Below are 18,526 nucleotides of genomic sequence, written 5' to 3' on the forward strand. Positions count from 1 at the left end.
CCAGAGTTGTGAAAAGAATTTAAAGAAGTAAGTGGGGAATTTTACTAACACTAGATATCAAGTAGACTTAATTTCCTCAATATACTTTTGTATTGAAACATCCTTTGTAAGATTTCTCTCTAAATAAGAACGGCCACGTCTACCCATTTCATTTAATTTGGAAGTTCCTTTATCCTTCAGTACTCTATCAATTATAGTTTCTATTTCTTTGTAGTTACCCGGATCAGCGATATATCCGCATTGGGTTTCTTCAATAATTAACCTTGCTTCTGCGCCGGGCTCTAATACCGCAAGTACTGGTCGCTGAGCACCACAAATCCCATACAATTTAGAAGGGACTGAAACACCCTTAATTCCCTTTGCAGACACACACCAATGGACATCACCTGCATTCAGGCTATAAACTAAATCTGCCTTATCTTGATATGGAATAAACTTTACATTATCGAGATTATTTTTCTGTTTATAGTTTACTAGTTTATCTAAAATAGACCCCTCTCCCACAAATGCGAAAACTATATCGTCCCTATCTTTAAATCTCTTAATTACATGCATCAAGTTCTCAAGATCATAATAGAGTCCTATGTTACCCGAATACATGATGACAAACTTATTTTCCAAACCGTATTTTTTTTTGAAAGACACTACTTTCTCATTGTCGGGTGATAGTGGGTAAATCTCATTCTCATCAATCCAGTTATTAATGAAAGCATGATTCGGCACTTTTTTACTCTTAAATCTACCTTTAAGAGTTTCCACCATATCGCGCCCAACAACAATTACCTTATCAGCACATTTACAGCTATATTTGTCAAAAAACATCATTGCATTAAGAACAATCTTATTCTTACTATAACCAACTGCCATGGTCTGTTCTGGATTAAAATCTTGAATATTGTATATATATTTAGCGCCCTTCATCCATTTGCCCCAAACGCCTAGTAACCCCCCAAGGATAGGCGGTTGAGAAATTGAATATACATAATCCATATTTCCGACCTTAGTTGTAGCAATCATAGCACCAAAGAAGTATGCTAGTATATTTTTGATTCTGCTAATCTTGTTATTTTTGGAAAATTCTGGCACACGAATTCGGATAATCTTTACACCATTGATCTCTTCCTTGTAAAACATCTTTGTTCGATACTCACCTGCGACCTTTCCAGTATAGGAAGGAACAACACAAATTATTGTTATATCAAATGCATCTAGCATCCCCTCAGCAAGTTCTTTCAGAATCTGACCAGTTGAAGCTACATCAGGGGTATAGTAATGCGCATATATTAATAGCTTTTTCTTTGCTTTATTCAACTTTTTTATCATGTAATATCTCTTCCCTATCCATATCCTCGTTAGATTTACAATCCAATGCTTCCTTACAAAATAAAAAAGGAAACAAAATTTTGTTTCCTTTTGAAGCATCAATCAAACATTTTCTTAATTCGATCTTCTTTTTCAACTTTTTTCATATCATGTGTAACCATAATCTCTACTAACTGTTCAAATGAAGTTTTAGTAGGGTTCCAACCTAACAATGTTCTAGCTTTTGTAGGATCACCTAACAATTGTTCAACCTCTGCTGGACGGAAGAATTTTGGATCAACTTCTACTATTACATTTCCAGTTGCTTTGTTAATTCCTTTTTCATTAATTCCTTCACCTTGCCATTCAACTTCGATTCCTGCATGTTTAAATGCTAATGTCGCAAATTCACGTACCGTGTGCATTTCACCAGTTGCGATAACAAAATCTTCAGGTTTGTCATGTTGAAGAATTAACCACATACATTCCACATAGTCTTTTGCATAACCCCAATCTCGTAAAGAATCTAAGTTTCCAAGCATTAATTTATCTTGTTTCCCTTGAGCAATACGCGCCGCAGCAAGTGAAATTTTGCGAGTTACGAAAGTTTCACCGCGACGTTCTGATTCATGGTTAAATAAAATTCCGTTAACTGCAAACATATTGTAAGATTCACGATAGTTCTTAGTAATCCAGAAACCATAAATTTTAGCTACTCCATAAGGAGAACGTGGATAAAACGGTGTTGTTTCCTTTTGAGGAACTTCCTGTACTTTCCCGTATAATTCAGAAGTAGAAGCTTGGTAGATTCTAGTAGTCTCAGTTAAACCTAACATACGAACGGCTTCCAAAATACGTAATGTTCCAACTGCGTCAACGTCTGCAGTGTACTCTGGTACATCAAAAGAAACACGGACATGTGATTGTGCAGCTAAATTATAAATTTCATCAGGACGAATTTCGCTAATTAAACGAATAACATTTGAAGTATCTGTTACGTCTCCATAATGTAAGTTAAAGTTTTCGTGAGCCATAAACGCATAGTTCTCATCATTAAATAAATCTTCTAAACGCTCTTGGTTATAAGACGAACTACGACGAATAATACCATGTACCTCGTATCCTTTTTCTAATAAAAATTCTGCTAAATAAGACCCATCTTGTCCTGTTACGCCTGTAATTAACGCTTTTTTCTTCATTGTCATTTCTTTGTTCTCCTTGTACATTTACTTCGCTAATTGAAATTGTGCTAAAAATGCTTTGTATGCTTTCACTAATCCTTCATCTAAAGAGGTTTTTGCCGTCCAACCTAAAGAATTAATTTTTGTTGTATCTACTAATTTACGTGGTGTGCCATCCGGTTTTGTTGTATCAAATACAATTTCTCCTTCAAAGCCAACTACATTTTTGATTTTCACTGCTAAATCTCCAATGGATATATCTTTCCCTACCCCAACGTTTACAATTTCATTTCCTTCATAATTATTCATTAAGAAAATACAAGCATCTGCTAAATCATCTGAGAATAAGAATTCACGTAATGGCGTTCCTGTTCCCCAAACAGTTACACTTGGATCATTATTTTCTTTCGCTTCGTGGAATTTGCGTAATAATGCCGGTAGTACGTGTGAAGTATGTAAATCAAAGTTATCATTAGGTCCGTACATATTTGTTGGCATTGCAGAAATATACTTTGTCCCATATTGACGATTATATGATTCACACATTTTAATCCCTGCAATTTTTGCAACTGCATAGGCGTCATTTGTCGGTTCTAACTCCCCAGTTAATAAGTACTCTTCCTTCAATGGCTGAGGTGCCATTTTTGGATATATACATGTACTTCCTAAGAATAATAGTTTTTTAACATCGTTTTTAAATGAGGCATCTATTACGCTAGTTTGTATTAAAATATTGTCACGAATAAAATCGGCTGGATATTCATTGTTTGCAACAATCCCTCCAACTTTAGCTGCCGCTAGAAAAACATATTCTATTTTTTCCTCAGCAAAAAATTCTTCAACCGCTTTAAAGTCACGTAAATCTAGTTCTCTACTAGTACGATAAACTAAATTAGTATAGCCTTCTTCTTGTAATTTACGTAAAATTGCTGAACCTACCAAACCACGATGGCCAGCGACATATATTTTTGAATCCTTTTTCACTTTTCTTCTCTCCTCATTAAAACGCGTCGTTTGAACCAAATAACACTCTAATCGTTTTTAAGATAATCTTAATGTCATAAATAATTGAACGATTATTTATGTATGTTAGATCTAGTTGTACCATTTCATCAAAACCTACGCTATTACGGGCACTTGCTTGCCATAGTCCAGTACAACCAGGTGTAACTAGTAATCTCTGTTTATCATAATCTGTATATTCATCAACTTCTCGAGGAAGTGGTGGTCTTGGACCAACAAGTGACATATCACCTAATAAAACATTTATGAATTGTGGTAACTCGTCAATTGATGTTTTTCGAATAAACTTTCCTATCCTAGTAATCCTAGGATCATCCTTCATTTTAAACATCGCGCCAGAAACTTCATTATATTTTAGCAGTTCTTTCAATCGTTCTTCTGCATCCGTCACCATGGAACGAAACTTGTACATTTTAAATTCTTTTCCATTTTTACCGACTCGAGTTTGATAAAAGAAAACCGGGCCTTTTGGATCTTCTAACTTAATAAAAATTGCTACTAAAATAAAAACTGGTAATAATAATAGAAGACCAAAAATTGCTCCGACTAAATCCATTAATCGCTTTGTTAACGAATAGATTCTTCTTTTTTCAACTGTTTCTTTCGATAAGAGTGGTTGAGAAGCATATTCTGATTGTTCCAATCTCATTGCTTTCAATATGATCATCCATCCTTATTTAATATTTACTGTTAACATTTCATGTAAATACTTCAATAAATCATCTCTTAAATCTTCATGTTTTAATGCAAACTCAATAGTCGTTTTAATAAACCCTAATTTCTCACCTACATCATGACGTTTCCCTTCAAAGTCATATGCAAATACACGTTGAATTGAATTTAATTTTTGAATTGCATCAGTTAACTGAATTTCGCCACCTGCACCAATCGTTTGTTCTTCTAAGTACATAAAGATTTCCGGTGTAAAGATATAACGGCCCATGATCGCTAAGTTAGAAGGTGCTGTACCAGGTGCTGGTTTCTCAACAAAGTTTTTTACTTCATATCTTCTAGCTTCCTGCATACTTGGTTCTACAATGCCATATCGATGCGTTTCTTCTTTTGGAACAGTTTGTACCCCAATTACAGATGAGTATGTATTGTTGTATTGTTCAATTAACTGTTTTAAGCCTGGTGTTTCCGCTTCAACAATGTCATCTCCAAGTAATACGGCAAATGGTTCGTTACCTATAAAATTACGTGCACACCAAACAGCATGACCTAATCCTTTTGGTTCTTTTTGACGAATATAATGAATGTCAATATTAGATGGTGCTTTAACTTGTTCTAATAACGCATATTTTTCTTTTTCTAATAGATTTTGTTCTAGCTCATATGAATAATCAAAATGATCTTCAATTGCGCGTTTTCCTTTACCTGTTACAATAATGATATCTTCAATTCCTGATTCAATTGCTTCTTCAACAATGTATTGAATTGTTGGTTTGTCTACTATTGGTAGCATTTCTTTCGGCATTGCTTTTGTTGCAGGTAAGAAGCGTGTTCCTAAACCCGCAGCTGGTATTATTGCTTTTCTTACTTTCTTCATTTTCTAAGTCCCTCCATTGCTTACTTTCCCCAAATTAATAAAGTTTCCACTTCTATATTCATATGAATAAATACACAAGAAGAAACTCTATCTTCTTTTAAATTAAATATAATTTAGGGCATCTAACCCTTCCTCACACTATACCTCTGACGACTTGCGTCTAAGCAGACAAATTCAAATTTGAAACTCCTTTTCTCGAATACATATAGCCTGTTTAGTTTGAGTGATCTCATGAGGTCTATTTGTATTAAGATAAATGGAAAACCAATCAATTTTATCATCTACCACAATATAGCCGAGTACCTCCATTGATATTGGTAAGGAGATATCACCTATCATTTATTAAATTCCTAGTAAACGACTAAAAATATTTTGTTTTAATTTAAGAGGTTCTTCTGGATAAAGAACGTCACCATTCAAAATTGATTGAGTATTTTCTCTCAATTGGAACTCAGTTTCTATCCCAAATTTATCTCGAATGATCTCATACGCTTCAATTAACTCAAAATTCCGATTTTTCGTGTTGTGTGCATCTGATGCTATAACATGTACCCAATTTGCCTCAATACATTTAAAAGCAAACTTTTGAATTTTTTTACCGAAATTACCTGTTATTGAAGAAGCAGTTAGTTGAGTTAATATACCCTTTTGAACAAATTCAAAAAGAATATCTGGTTCGTTTATAAGAACTTTGTTTCGTTCAGGATGTACAAGAATCGGTATAATCCGATTTGCTTGCATCTCGTAAAATAACCTATTTGTAAATTGTGGTATATGGGATGAAGGAAGCTCGCATAGTAAATAGCGTCTTCCTTCATTAACTGAAACAATTCGATTAAGCTCAAAGTCTTGAATCAATTCCCCATATAGCCTTACCTCTTGCCCAGGTAAAATCGTTAATGGTATTGCTTTTTCTTTTAATACTTTATTTAGCTGTTCTACTTTTTCTAATATCACTTTTCTGTCTGTATTGTAGCGTCCATTCTGATGATGAGGTGATGCAACAATTGTATGAATCCCATTGTCCACGGCAGCTCGAGCCATATTAATACTATCTTCCATTGTTATTGGACCGTCATCTAGGCCAGGCAAAATATGACAGTGAAGATCAATCATTTTTCGCTACCATAATAATCGTAATAACCGTCTTTATCCTGTTCCGCTCGATTTAATACCACACCTAGGATATTTGCGTTTACTAGTGTTAATAACTCTTTTGCTTTTTTAATTTTTTCTTTTGCCGTGTATCCTCTACGAACAACTAAAATCGTTCCATCGCAAACTTGTGAAATGATTTGAGCATCTGTAACTGCTAACAATGGAGGAGCATCAAAAAGAATCACATCATATTGTTCATACATTTGTGCAATCAAGTTCTTCATCTTTCCTGAAGATAATAGTTCAGATGGATTTGGCGGTATTGGTCCTGAAGTTAGAATTGATAGATTGCTAATATCAGTTTTTTGTATGACTTCCTTTAAGGACTTATCATGCGCAATAGCAGTTGTTAATCCTTTAAAATTCTCTAACTTAAAATCAGAATGCAATTGAGGTTTACGTAAGTCTGCATCTACTAAAAGGACTTTCTTTTCTTGCTGAGCATATGTAACAGCAAGATTTGCAATTGTCGTAGTTTTACCTTCAGATGGTTCAGAAGATGTCACTAAAATTGATTTTATTTTTTTATCGATTGAAGAAAATTGAATGTTTGTACGAACTGTTCGATATTGCTCTGCAAATGGTGATTTAGGGTTTGTTAAAGTAATAAGAAATCTTTTTAATTTTTCTTTAGTCGCTTTTTTAACCATTCTACGCACCCTTTCCCAATTTTAAATTTATTTTAGGAGTAATTTTCCCCTTTGATACTTCGGTAATAACACCTAAAATCGGTAACTCCAATAATTCTTCAAGCTGTTTTTCAGTTTTTACTGTGTTATCTAAATACTCAAGTAAGAAGGCAATACCAACGGAAATCATTAATCCAACAACAAATCCAATTGCAATATTTAATTTTGGATTCGGTTTAATCGGGCTTGGATCTTCACTTAATTCTGCTTTCGTTAGCACAGTTACGTTATTTATACTCATAATTGATTTAATTTTCTTCTGGAAAACATCCGCAATCGTATTCGTAATATCTCGTGCTTGTTCGGGATTTGGATCTTGTACTGTAACAGTAAATACCTGTGAGTCTTTTTCACTTGCAACTGTAATATTTTTAGTCAATTCTGCAACTGTATAATCTAAATTTAATTGATTAATAACTTCGTCTAAAATAGCTGGACTCTTAATAACGACATTATATGTATTGATCAATTGAACATTTGTTTGTACTTGGTTATTCTGATAAATCGAAGAATCTTTTGTTTCTTTTTGATTAACTAATAATTGTGTTGAAGATTGATAAATCGGGGTTAGAAATAAATAACTAATAACTCCTGTAACCACTGTGGCTACAACTGTAATACTAATTATCATGATTAGACGTTTCTTAATAACGCCGAATAATTCCTGTAAACTAATCGTCTCTTCCATCGCTTCCTCCTTAAATTCTATACCTTTATTATTCTATTAAAATATACCTTCAGATTCAACAGTACCTAGTATAACAATTACTTAACTAAAAGTTAAGCAAAAATTAATCTACAAATAGGGAACTTTGGTTAAATTTCCCATAAAACAAGGTATTTTGTCGGATTATATACCCATTTTATGGAAGCCCTTACAAACCTGTCTAGTTATGTTACATTCATTAATAAAAATTGTAATATTAGATATTATTCTAAAATAATATTTTCGTTGTAAATTGAATAATAATCAATGAAATGATAAAAATAATTTTTTCCTTATTTAGTAAAAATCACTAGCACATTTTGATTATTCTGTTATATAATAAAATATAAATAAATACACTGTATTAATACAGAACGAAAGCAAATTAATCATTAATTTAAATCAAAGGGAGTGTTGTTAATGATGAGTAGAGAAGAGCGTAAAAACATGGTTCACTTTTTGGAATTAACAAAAGGATTTTCAACTGAAGACTTAGTTTTCATGACGGATGCTGATTTAGAGCACCTTTACGACACGGCGTATACGTATATGTTACATCACGCTGAGTAAGATCTTACAACTTTGGATTACTGCACTTATAAAATAAAAAGCTAGGTGAACATCCTAATTTGGATTCACCTAGCTTTTTCATTTACCAATGTTTCTTACGTCAATACTGTATCGAATTACTTATTTTTCATCTTTTTCTCGAATTTACAAAAGACATCAAAAGTCCTACTTTTCTGACTATATTTCTTAATTTGAGTCTAAAACATTTTAAAAGAGTATTTTATATGTATCTTTTTGTTATATCGAAATTTTATTTTTTTCCAATTTATGGTAAAAGAACAGACTGTCCATTTTTGTTGTTTTAGTAATTAAATTGTATACAATTTGTACGTTTTTTCTTAGTCATTTTGTCTAATAGGGTGTGTACAAAAAAAATTTTTTATTTATGTAAATAAAAAAATTTGTCTATTTTATTATTAAAAACAATAAAAGTGCATTTCTTTATCCAAACCTCTGCCTTATAAAAATAAAAAAGCTAAATGGCATCCTTTATAAGAATCCATCTAACTTTTTAATTCCACTCATGTTCAATAGGCAAGTGTTTCGAACCGATACCCTTTTCCCTTAATCGTTTTAATATATTTAGGATAATTCGGAAGTTCCTCAATTTTATGTCGCAAACTATGAATATATATATCGATTAATCTTCTATTTTTATAAACAGAAATCACTTCCATTAATTCTTCTCTCGTTACAATAAAGCCGGCTTTTTTTATTAAAAAAAGTAAAATTGCGTATTCCCTACCATTTAATTCGATCCTCATTTTGTTTTTATAAACCTCTTCTCGATTTAAATAGAAGGAGATTTCTCCAAAATATAAAACTTTTTCTCGGTCTTCTTCTATTTTATCAGTGCCTGCCCTCCTCATTACTGCTTTTATTCTTGCGGATAAGTCTCTAGGATGAATCGGATATTTAACATATTGATCCGCTCCTGCTTCAATACATATTGCTGCTTCGTATGAATCATAAGTTTCAACTAATAATATGATCGGTATTTCAGATATCCGTCTTATTCTCATGATTAATGGAATAAACTCGTCCAAAACTTGGCTTTTCATTAATATGATGCAACCTTTTAAGAAACCAAGATGTATTTCTTCATTAAACTCTCCATATCGATATGTGCTGATTTTAATTAATCCGAATTGTTTACTTTGTTGAAGCACATGTTCAATCTCGTTTTGATCTTGGATGATGACAATTTGCTCCACCGTATATCTCTCCCATTTTTTACTGTTTATACGGTCATTTTAATTGGTTATTAACAAAAAAGGGGGACTTTCACTATACCTTTACAAATTCTTTACGTAGCGTTAAAAGCAAGTTAATCTTTGTGGGATATTGTAAGATATGTAGCAAAAACAACGAGGGGGGAACTGTAGATGCAACTAAAGAAAACACTTTTATTAGGCATCGCAATCACAGCTATGTTATCTTTAGCAGCTTGTGGAATTGCCTATCATCCTAAGTCAAGTACAGATGAAAAGCAATTAACTGGTAGTGTACTAATTGACGGTTCATCTACCGTTTTCCCGATTATGCAATCAATAACGAAGCAATATAGATCTGCTCAACCTGAGGTAACGATTTCATTAGGTAATAGTGGTACAAATGATGGTTTTAAAAAATTCACAAATGGTATAACAGATATAAACGACGCATCTCGTCCAATAACAAATAAAGAAGATACAATCGCTAAACAAAATAACATCGATTATATTCAATTAAAATTAGCCTACGACGGTCTATCAGTCGTAGTAAATAAAGACAATGATTTTGTTAATCAATTAACAGTTGAACAATTAAAAAAGTTGTGGTCAGTAAAAAGCAATATAAAAACTTGGAACGAATTAAACTCGGCTTGGCCAAAAGAAGAAATTAAATTTTTCAGCCCTGGTAATGAGTCAGCAACTTACGAATACTTTAATAAAACAATCTTAAATCAAACTGGCGAACGGAAAGATGCTCAAACGTCTGAAGATGACAAAAAACTTGCCGCTGATGTTGCTAGTGAAAAAGGTGCAATTGGGTACTTTGGTCATGCTTACTATGAAGAAAACAAAGACAAATTAAAAATCGTACCAATCGTTAATCCAAAAACAGGTAAAGCTGTTTTACCGACTGAAGAGACGATTAAAAATGGGACATATCCACTTTCACGTGAACTCTACACATATGTAAATAGTAACTCACTTAAACGCCCTGTTGTTTTGGACTACTTGAAATTTGCTAATGAAAATGCTCCAATTTTAGCTGAGCAAGTTGGCTATATACCGTTAGAAGATGATCAATACGAAATCAATATTAATAAAATAGAAGAAGCTAAACACAAATAACCTAACTCCCCCCCAATTTAATTATAAAAAAGCTACGATTCGAGTTTGAATCGTAGCTTTTTGTTTAATGTAATTTTAAAGATCAATTATCGTTTTCTTATTTACGATTCTATCTTTCAACTCTTCACAAAGTTCAATAACCCTTTGCGTTTTCTCTTCATATTTCATATTCAATACATGATAAAGCGTAATATCACGACATTTTAAAAATGAAGGAATTCGGCTATACCATTCTTCATCTAATACATATTCGGTTTCATAACCTTTTCGAAAGATTTCTAGCTGTCTTTTTGCGAAATTAGATTTTTCTTCGAATGATGCCTTACTACCCCAAGCAGTATAATATAGGACAATTGCGATATCTGAAATGAAATAATTATATTGCAGATCATCGAAATCAAAAGCCGTTATTTCACCTTTATCATTTACGAAGAAATTATGGAGATGCAAATCACTATGAATTAATCCATATGAATCTTTCTTTCTGCCATAACTTTGGATTTCTTCTATTAATTCCTTCGTAAAAATGCCAAGTTCTTCATCAGCTAACATTTCATTTAAATAAGCTTCTTCGTACCAATGTTCACGATGATTTGTTACAGGATAATCCACTGTTAACGCATGAAGCTTTCCGATTGTTTTTCCCCATGTGTACATTAGATCATCATTCCACACAGCAGGATTTGTACGATCAACTAATTGACCATCTGCCCATTCAAACATTGATGCGTAAAAACTTGTGCCATCACTGGCATTTTGGACTTCTACTAAATTTCCGTTAAAAGAAGTTAAAGAACCTGCTGCATTTGCTCCATTTTCTCTAGCATATTTTAAAAACTCTAGCTCTGCCTCAATTTCTTCTTTTGAGCGATGAGATGAGTGCGTTAATCGTAAAATGCGATCTGTTCCATCAGCTAGCTTACCTTTAAATAGATAGTTCTCGAACTCTCCGACTGGTTTTTCTTCTACTGTAATACCAAATTGTGATGCTGCATTCGTTAAAATCTCTTTAGTAAAAACTCTTTCAACTGCTTGTTCCATTTTTTAATCCCCCGAAACATAGAATAAATATCTAATTACTTATTCCTCAGTTTCCAAAGATTTCCTGCAACTTTTTTACTAAATAATTACTAATCATTCATATTTCGATATTCATTTGGGGTCATCCCAACGATTTTCTTAAACACTTTTCGAAAGTATTTATCATCCTGATAGCCAATTTTCCCTGCTATTTCATAAATTTTTAAATTAGGGAACTTCAATAATTCCTTCGCTTTTTCGATCCGAATTGAAACAATATAATCCGATATATTCACACCATAAATTTGTTTAAACTTACGGGATATATATTCGCGGCTTAAATAAAATTTCTCTGAAAACTCCTGAAGTGAAATCTCTTCAGCATAGTTCAGTTGAATATAATTTGCGATTGCTTCAATACTATTTAGTTCTTGATTCGTTTGATTCTTTTCTTGAATAATCGACTGAACTCTTTCCCTTTGAGTCGCTACATAATCACCAATTTCAAAATGCCCTTTCGCATTCCAGAACAATTCGAGATTTACTTCCTGAACGGTTTGCAGCGATAGTTTATTAATCCAATGATTAAGGAAGATTAAAAACTCCTGATGCAATGAAAGTAACTGAGCAAAAGGTAGATAATTCTTCTGTGCGATTCGTTTACTAAAAAGTTGAATGACTTCATCGTAAATATAAATATCCTGCTTCTCAACCATTTGTTCAAATAAGTTTATGATTTCTACTAGATTAATCGGATTATACTCTTTTATATCTTTATAAGAATAAACTGGTACATCTCGCTTTTCTAAAATATTTACATGCTGTAGAACATTTACAACTTCCTCATACCCGGACTGAATCGAATCAATTGTTAACTTTCTACTGATTGCAAAATGAAACGGAAAAGGCACAACTGTCGATAAAATTTTAGCAATATGTTGGATACTGTCAGTTACTTGCTCGCCCCAATATAGTAAACAAATCTCCTTTGTACCTTGTAAATTACGAAATGCAATTCCTCCATTTTGGTTTTGTAGAACTTCATTTACAATATTCAATAAGGCAAAAAAGCATAAATCCTCTGGCCAAATATCTTTGAATGTCTCTAGATTTCGTAATTTTAGTAAAGAAACATGCAAAGTTTGCCCTTCTTCATAACCTAATTGGTTTAACATGTTCTGATTATATTCTTTACCGTAAATTGCATTTGTTAATTGTTTGTCTCTGTAAACAGGTAAAACTTCCTGCAGTAAACGAAAATCATTTAACGCATCAATTCTCTCTTTTTCTTTTTCATTCCAATCTGATACTACTTTTACTAAAGTTTCATTCAATATATCCGGATCAATTGGTTTCAATAAATAATCAGACGCACCGAACTGAATGGCTTCTCTCATATAATGATAATCATCATATCCCGTTACAACGATTACTTTACAATTAATGTTTTCTGAATGAAGCCACTTTAATAATCCTCTACCGTCTAGTTCTGGCATCATTAAATCAGTAAATATGATTGTCGGTCTTTCCTTTATAATGATGTCTTGAGCGATCGCTCCATTTTCTGCTTCTAATATTTCAGTAACACCAATTGCATCCCAATCTGCAAGAAGTTTTACACCTTCACGTACATGCTTTTCGTCATCTATTAGTAGAACCTTCATGATTAACTTCTCCTCTTGTCATTTCAATCGGTATGATTATCGTTACAACAAAGTTTTCATGCTTCACACTTTCTATTTTTACTTCTGCTTTTTTACCATAATAGAAATGAATGCGATCAGAAATATTTTTTAAACCGATACTCTCGTGAGTATTTAATCCACCTTCTGATAGCGATGAATTGATGATTTCTAATTCTTCTTCTGATGCACCTTCACCATTATCAGCAATGACTATTTTTAAACGATCATCTTGTTGTCTATGAATCGAAATATTTAATTCACCAAGCTTTTGTTGCTTTTCAAAGCCATGTTTAAAGAAATTTTCGACGATTGGCTGTAAAATCATTTTTGGCATTTTTACTTTGTTTAACCCTTCATCCACTTCCAGGTTATAGACAAATTTGCCATCATAACGTTCGTTTTGAAGCGATAAATAATCTTTTATATGGTTTAATTCATCTTTAAGCGTTACAAAATCTTCATTATTTCTCATGCTATATCTCATGATTTTTGAGAGTGACATAATTAATCGATACACTTTGATTCCGTCATTTTTTAGTGAAAGAGTTCCAATTGACTGCAATGCATTGTATAAAAAATGCGGATTAATTTGAGACTGAAGTACTTTTAGTTGATTCGTTTTATTTTCTATTTGAAGTTTGTATTCTTTTATATATAAATCATTTAACGTATCCACCATTGAAGTAAAATGTTTACCTAACTGACCAAACTCATCATTTCCTAACGTATCGAAAGAAACAGCAAGTTCTCCCTGCTCAATCCGTTGCATATCTCGAATTAAGATTCGTATTGGTCGTGTAAATCTGAAGGATACAATAATGGTTAAAATGATGACTAATAAGACTGAAATCGCCCCGAGTGTAACCGTAATTTTCAATAATTGATTCGAATTATGATAGAGATTCTTATAAGGAATACTTTTAATGATTGTCCACTGTTGATGATTACTTTTTATTTTGTCATACACATAGACCCCACTAAAATCTTTGCCCCTCCATTCAAAACTAGTTTCGCCTGATCGATCTGAGCTAATTTTTTTATACCATTTTGTTTCTAGCTTTTTACCAATCAGCTTTTTTTCTGATGAATAAAGAACAACATTCCCATCGCCAACAACGAAAAGATGTTCCTCTCCCTTTTTATAAATACGATCAAAAATCTCATTAATTCTACTTAATTCAATATCAATTGATAAAAAGCCTAGCCATTGGTCAGATGTCACATTATTTAAAAAATAATGAAGAGATACGACCTGCTTAACTGGCTCAATTCGAAAATCAGATAAATTATTATAATTTTGAATCGGATGAGTCGGTTGAATATAATACGAGTCCCTCGAAAAACTTAAATTTCTATATGTGGGAATTTGGTTGAAATTATACAACTTCCCTCGACTACTCACTTTTGCATTGTAGACGGTGTAATCATCCTTACCCTTCGTTAAATATAAATGCAGCTGCTCAATTTCTCTTCTAGAAAAATAAAGTCCTAATAAACTACGTTGTATTTCAGCAGAATTTTGTTCGATGTAAGCTGTCGCACCATTTTCTAACACCGACAAAAACGGTCTATTACTATAAATGGACAATGGAATACCGTAAATTTCATTAAAATAATTCAATAAATCATTTCCACTACGCTTCAATAAATCATAATTCGTATTGACAAATTCCTTCGTAACCGTGTTTTTCGTATAAAAATAACTTGCTATAATCGACAATCCAAATGGAATAATGGTTGCGATTAACAATAAGGTAATCAGCTTACTTCTAATACTGTTTTTCATGATAACATCCTTTGCGGAAACGTTTGCATTTTCTACTATCTAGTTTATCAGAAAGTTTAAATTTTAAATATAGGAAACTGAGGGTTAATTCTTATTATGAATACTTGCTAGAGAGTAAACTTTCAAATTAATCATAAAAAAACCCACAGGGAATTAATTCCTTGTGGGTTGCCTTAATCTATAGGGTATTTCAAGGAAGCCTAAAATCAAGAAATTATTTCTTTAATTTCATCCAAGTATCTTCAAGAGATTTTAACATTTCGTCAGCAGATTTTTGCTTTCCAACGTAAGCTTGCATTGATGCACCAAACTCATTTGTAGCTCCATCTGGGTATTTGAACCAGTTCCAAGATAATGTTTTACCTTCAGCAGAGTATTTTTGTAAGTCGTCTGCGATTGGTCCTAAGTTTTTACCTTGAATTGTTTTTAATGCTGGGATGAACTTGAATTTTTCTACAATGTATTTCTTACCTGTGTCAGAAGTAACCATCCACTCTAAGAATTTTTTAGCTTCTTCTTTGTTTTTAGAGTTTTTGTTAACTACCCAGTTATTTGGTACACCCATTGGTAATTTGTCCATAGCTGCTTTGTCATCGTTGATTGGGATTGGTAACACGCCTAAGTTCATGTTTGGAGTAATTCCATCAATCATACCTTGAATCCAGTTACCTTGTTGGATCATAGCAGTTTTACCTTGAGCAAAGTTTGTAACTTGAGTGTTGTAATCAGTTGTTAAAGGATTTTTGTTACCGTATTTAACTGTTAAATCAAACAGTTTCATAAATTGTTTAAACTTCTCGTTGTCTTGAATTTTCACTTTACCTGAATTTACATCAGCCATGAATTTATCTGGATCCTGTTGTTGAGCGAAAGGAATATTTAATAAGTGAATTCCTAAAATCCACCACTCACCGTATCCGATTGAGAAAGGAGTGATGCCTGCTTTTTTAAGCTTTTCAGCTGCTGTAGTTAATTCGCTTAAAGTTTTTGGTGCTTCAGTAATACCAGCTTTTGCGAATAAATCTTTATTGTAAATAAAGCCATAACCTTCAGTATTCATAGGCATACCGTAAAGTTTGCCGTCGATTGTCATTGGTTTTTCAGTACCTGGATATAAGTCTTTTACCCATGATTGATCAGAAAGATCTTCTAATTTATCTTTCCAAGTTACTGCTTCTTGGAATCCACCGTTATTAAAGATATCAGGCTCGTTACCTGAAGCAAATTGAGCTTTTAATGCTGCACCGTAGTCAGCACCGCCACCAACAGTTTGAATTTTAACTGTTACGTTTGGATTTTCCTTATGGTAATCCTTCGCCATTTGTTCTAAATCTTTCGCAATCTCAGCTTTAAACTGGAATACGTTTAATGTTACTTTTTTATCCTTTGAATCATTTGAAGCTTTGTCTGAAGATCCTCCAGAACATGCAGAGAATAACATCACTGAAGTTGTTAATGCTGCTGCTACCTTTAGCATCTTTTTCATCCTAAAAACCCCCGTCTTAATATTCTTTATTTTGAATACGCTTTCATTATACATTTAAAAACAATCAACTTTGGATAGTCTAAATTGACATGATGGGTGGAATATATTGATAGCTTCCACCCAGTCACCTTATTTAATTGAACCGCTTGTAATACCTTTAATAATATGTTTCTGTGCTGCAAAGTAGAAAATTAATAGTGGTGTTATGCCTAAAACAAGTCCAGATAGCGCTAAATTCCACTGTTTTGTATATGCTCCAAAGAAGTAGAATGTAGCAAGAGGAATTGTTCTTAACTCCATATCTCTTAATACAAGTGATGGTAATAAGAAGTCATTCCAAATCCATAACGTATTTAGGATAACAATTGTAACCGTAATTGGTTTTAATAGTGGAAACACAACTTTCCAGAAAACCATAGTCGGAGAACATCCATCAATAATTGCTGCTTCCTCTAACTCAATTGGAATTGTTTTAATAAATCCATGATATAGGAAGATTGATAATGCTGAGCCGAAACCTAAATACATGATTACTAATCCCCAATGACTATTCATTAAATGAAGCGTACTTCCAACTTTCACTAATGGAATCATAATTGATTGGAACGGGATAACCATTGTTGCTACAAAGATAAAGAAAATGATATTTGAAATTTTACTTTTTGAACGAACTAGTTTATAAGCTGCCATCGAACAGAAAAAGACGATTACAACATTACTAGCAATTGTCACGATTAATGAGTTCATTAACGCTTTCCAGAAATTCATGACTTCAATTGCTTGTTGATAGTTTGTAAAATCTAAGCTTTTTGGAAGCGAAGATGTATTTTGTAAAATATCAGCAAATGATTTAAATGAGTTTCCTAACACATAATAAAAAGGAACTAAGAAGATGAGAGCAAGTATAATTGCCGCTATTTCTAATATTAAAGTAAAGCCAGTATATCGTTCTTTCAGCATTATGCCTCAACCTCCCTCTTCTTCGTAATGTAAACTTGAATAACTGAAATTAACGCAACGACTACAAAGAATACAATCGCTTTTGCTTCACCTAATCCATAACGGTTATTAACAAAAGCTTCAGTGTAAATGTTTAAAGCCAACATTTCAGTAGACTTAAATGGTCCACCATTTGTTAATGATAAGTTTGTATCAAACACTTTAAATGACCATGAAATGGTTAAGAATAAACAAACTGTTACAGCTGGTGCTACCATTGGAATAATGATTTTACGTAATACTTGGAATTTATTTGCACCATCAATTTGAGCTGCTTCAATTAATTCCTGTGGCACACCTTGCAGAGCCGCTACATAAATAACCATTATGTAACCTGCACCTTGCCAAACTGCCACGATGACAATTGCCCAGAACGCACCTTTTTCTTCACCTAAAAGTGCTCTTTGTAAAAAGTCTGAATGCAATAATTGTCCAATTGAAATTAAACCTTTATTAAAAATGAACTGCCAAATGAAACCTAATAATAATCCACCGATTAAATTTGGAAGGAAAAAGACTGTTCTTAAAATATTTCTAGTCTTCAATGCTTGCGTAACGATTAACGCTAAACCAAAACCAATCACATTGGTTAAGATCACGGCGAATAATGTATATTTACCCGTTAAAATAAACGAATGGATAAAATCCGTATCTTTCGTAAAAATGTATTTATAATTTTCAAGTCCGACCCACTTAGCAGAATCAGCTACACCATCCCACTGAGTAAATGAATAGAAAAAGCCGATTAAAAATGGCGTTAACACGATCGCTGCAAAAACAATACTTACTGGTCCTACAAACGTAAGATAATTTGAAAAATCTCTTAATTTTTTAGATGACTTTTTTGTCTTGGCATCTGTTAAATTTGTATCAATCACTTTTTTCGTTTCAATCATCTGTAACACCTCCACTATCATCATAAAATACCTCCGGAGTTGTGAAAACGTATTCATTTGAACAGTAGGGTGGAATATATTGACTAGATTGATTTTTAGGTTTAAAAGATTAATCATTTATACCTAGGAAAATAACT

17 protein-coding genes are annotated in these 18,526 nt (G+C 32.7%); 2 read left to right on the plus strand and 15 right to left on the minus strand.

The features are described from left to right. Positions 1-57 precede the first annotated feature (57 nt). The 8 genes from COI44_RS12010 to COI44_RS12045 all read right to left on the minus strand — a co-directional run bounded on the left by COI44_RS12010 (position 58) and on the right by COI44_RS12045 (position 7,590). Complete coding sequence (locus COI44_RS12010; RefSeq protein ID WP_179887097.1) at positions 58-1,323, minus strand: glycosyltransferase family 4 protein; 1,266 nt, start codon at positions 1,321-1,323, stop codon at positions 58-60. A gap of 98 nt (positions 1,324-1,421) precedes the next feature. Further along, entirely contained in the window at positions 1,422-2,501 is a 1,080-nt protein-coding gene (gmd, locus tag COI44_RS12015) for a GDP-mannose 4,6-dehydratase (RefSeq protein WP_098428259.1), read from the minus strand. A 27-nt stretch (positions 2,502-2,528) separates the two neighbouring features. Continuing rightward, a complete protein-coding gene (gene fcl, locus COI44_RS12020) occupies positions 2,529-3,467 on the minus strand; it encodes a GDP-L-fucose synthase (protein ID WP_098428164.1) in 939 nt (312 codons plus the stop codon). Positions 3,468-3,483: 16 nt separating this feature from the next. Continuing rightward, complete coding sequence (locus COI44_RS12025) at positions 3,484-4,155, minus strand: sugar transferase (RefSeq protein WP_098428260.1); 672 nt, start codon at positions 4,153-4,155, stop codon at positions 3,484-3,486. 24 nt (positions 4,156-4,179) lie between these two features. Continuing rightward, positions 4,180-5,055 carry a UTP--glucose-1-phosphate uridylyltransferase GalU gene (galU, locus tag COI44_RS12030; RefSeq protein ID WP_098428165.1) on the minus strand — a complete coding sequence of 292 codons (876 nt, stop codon included), beginning with the start codon at positions 5,053-5,055 and terminating at the stop codon, positions 4,180-4,182. A 342-nt stretch (positions 5,056-5,397) separates the two neighbouring features. Further along, positions 5,398-6,171: a tyrosine-protein phosphatase gene (locus COI44_RS12035; RefSeq protein WP_098428166.1), complete on the minus strand. Its 774-nt coding sequence runs from the start codon at positions 6,169-6,171 to the stop codon at positions 5,398-5,400. Continuing rightward, a complete protein-coding gene (locus COI44_RS12040; protein WP_098428167.1) occupies positions 6,168-6,863 on the minus strand; it encodes a CpsD/CapB family tyrosine-protein kinase in 696 nt (231 codons plus the stop codon). Before COI44_RS12040 ends, COI44_RS12035 begins: the two co-directional genes overlap by 4 nt. A gap of 1 nt (position 6,864) precedes the next feature. Continuing rightward, positions 6,865-7,590 carry a YveK family protein gene (locus tag COI44_RS12045; RefSeq protein WP_098428168.1) on the minus strand — a complete coding sequence of 242 codons (726 nt, stop codon included), beginning with the start codon at positions 7,588-7,590 and terminating at the stop codon, positions 6,865-6,867. Between the two features lie 438 nt (positions 7,591-8,028). Between COI44_RS12045 and COI44_RS12050 the strand changes: the two genes are divergently transcribed. After that, positions 8,029-8,178, plus strand: a complete 150-nt coding sequence (locus tag COI44_RS12050) for a BH0509 family protein (RefSeq protein ID WP_176547281.1) — start codon at positions 8,029-8,031, stop codon at positions 8,176-8,178. A 527-nt stretch (positions 8,179-8,705) separates the two neighbouring features. Here the strand turns inward: COI44_RS12050 and COI44_RS12055 are convergent. Further along, positions 8,706-9,392, minus strand: a complete 687-nt coding sequence (locus tag COI44_RS12055) for a winged helix-turn-helix domain-containing protein (RefSeq protein ID WP_098428169.1) — start codon at positions 9,390-9,392, stop codon at positions 8,706-8,708. A gap of 171 nt (positions 9,393-9,563) precedes the next feature. Between COI44_RS12055 and COI44_RS12060 the strand changes: the two genes are divergently transcribed. Next, complete coding sequence (locus COI44_RS12060; RefSeq protein WP_098428170.1) at positions 9,564-10,517, plus strand: PstS family phosphate ABC transporter substrate-binding protein; 954 nt, start codon at positions 9,564-9,566, stop codon at positions 10,515-10,517. A gap of 75 nt (positions 10,518-10,592) precedes the next feature. Here the strand turns inward: COI44_RS12060 and COI44_RS12065 are convergent, their stop codons facing one another. The 6 genes from COI44_RS12065 to COI44_RS12090 all read right to left on the minus strand — a co-directional run bounded on the left by COI44_RS12065 (position 10,593) and on the right by COI44_RS12090 (position 18,389). Then, a complete protein-coding gene (locus COI44_RS12065; RefSeq protein ID WP_098428171.1) occupies positions 10,593-11,558 on the minus strand; it encodes a phosphotransferase enzyme family protein in 966 nt (321 codons plus the stop codon). A gap of 89 nt (positions 11,559-11,647) precedes the next feature. Then, on the minus strand, positions 11,648-13,201 hold the full coding sequence (locus COI44_RS12070) for a response regulator transcription factor (protein ID WP_098428172.1): 1,554 nt from the start codon (positions 13,199-13,201) through the stop codon (positions 11,648-11,650). Further along, complete coding sequence (locus COI44_RS12075; RefSeq protein ID WP_098428173.1) at positions 13,179-15,008, minus strand: sensor histidine kinase; 1,830 nt, start codon at positions 15,006-15,008, stop codon at positions 13,179-13,181. Before COI44_RS12075 ends, COI44_RS12070 begins: the two co-directional genes overlap by 23 nt. Positions 15,009-15,222: 214 nt before the next feature. Beyond that, complete coding sequence (locus COI44_RS12080; RefSeq protein WP_098428174.1) at positions 15,223-16,494, minus strand: ABC transporter substrate-binding protein; 1,272 nt, start codon at positions 16,492-16,494, stop codon at positions 15,223-15,225. A gap of 129 nt (positions 16,495-16,623) precedes the next feature. Further along, on the minus strand, positions 16,624-17,454 hold the full coding sequence (locus COI44_RS12085; RefSeq protein WP_483295481.1) for a carbohydrate ABC transporter permease: 831 nt from the start codon (positions 17,452-17,454) through the stop codon (positions 16,624-16,626). Beyond that, complete coding sequence (locus COI44_RS12090) at positions 17,454-18,389, minus strand: carbohydrate ABC transporter permease (protein WP_286163894.1); 936 nt, start codon at positions 18,387-18,389, stop codon at positions 17,454-17,456. The genes COI44_RS12085 and COI44_RS12090 overlap by 1 nt, the downstream gene beginning before the upstream one ends. Positions 18,390-18,526: the final 137 nt, after the last annotated feature.

This window comes from Bacillus sp. AFS088145, from assembly GCF_002564465.1.
Classification (GTDB): domain Bacteria; phylum Bacillota; class Bacilli; order Bacillales; family Bacillaceae_G; genus Gottfriedia.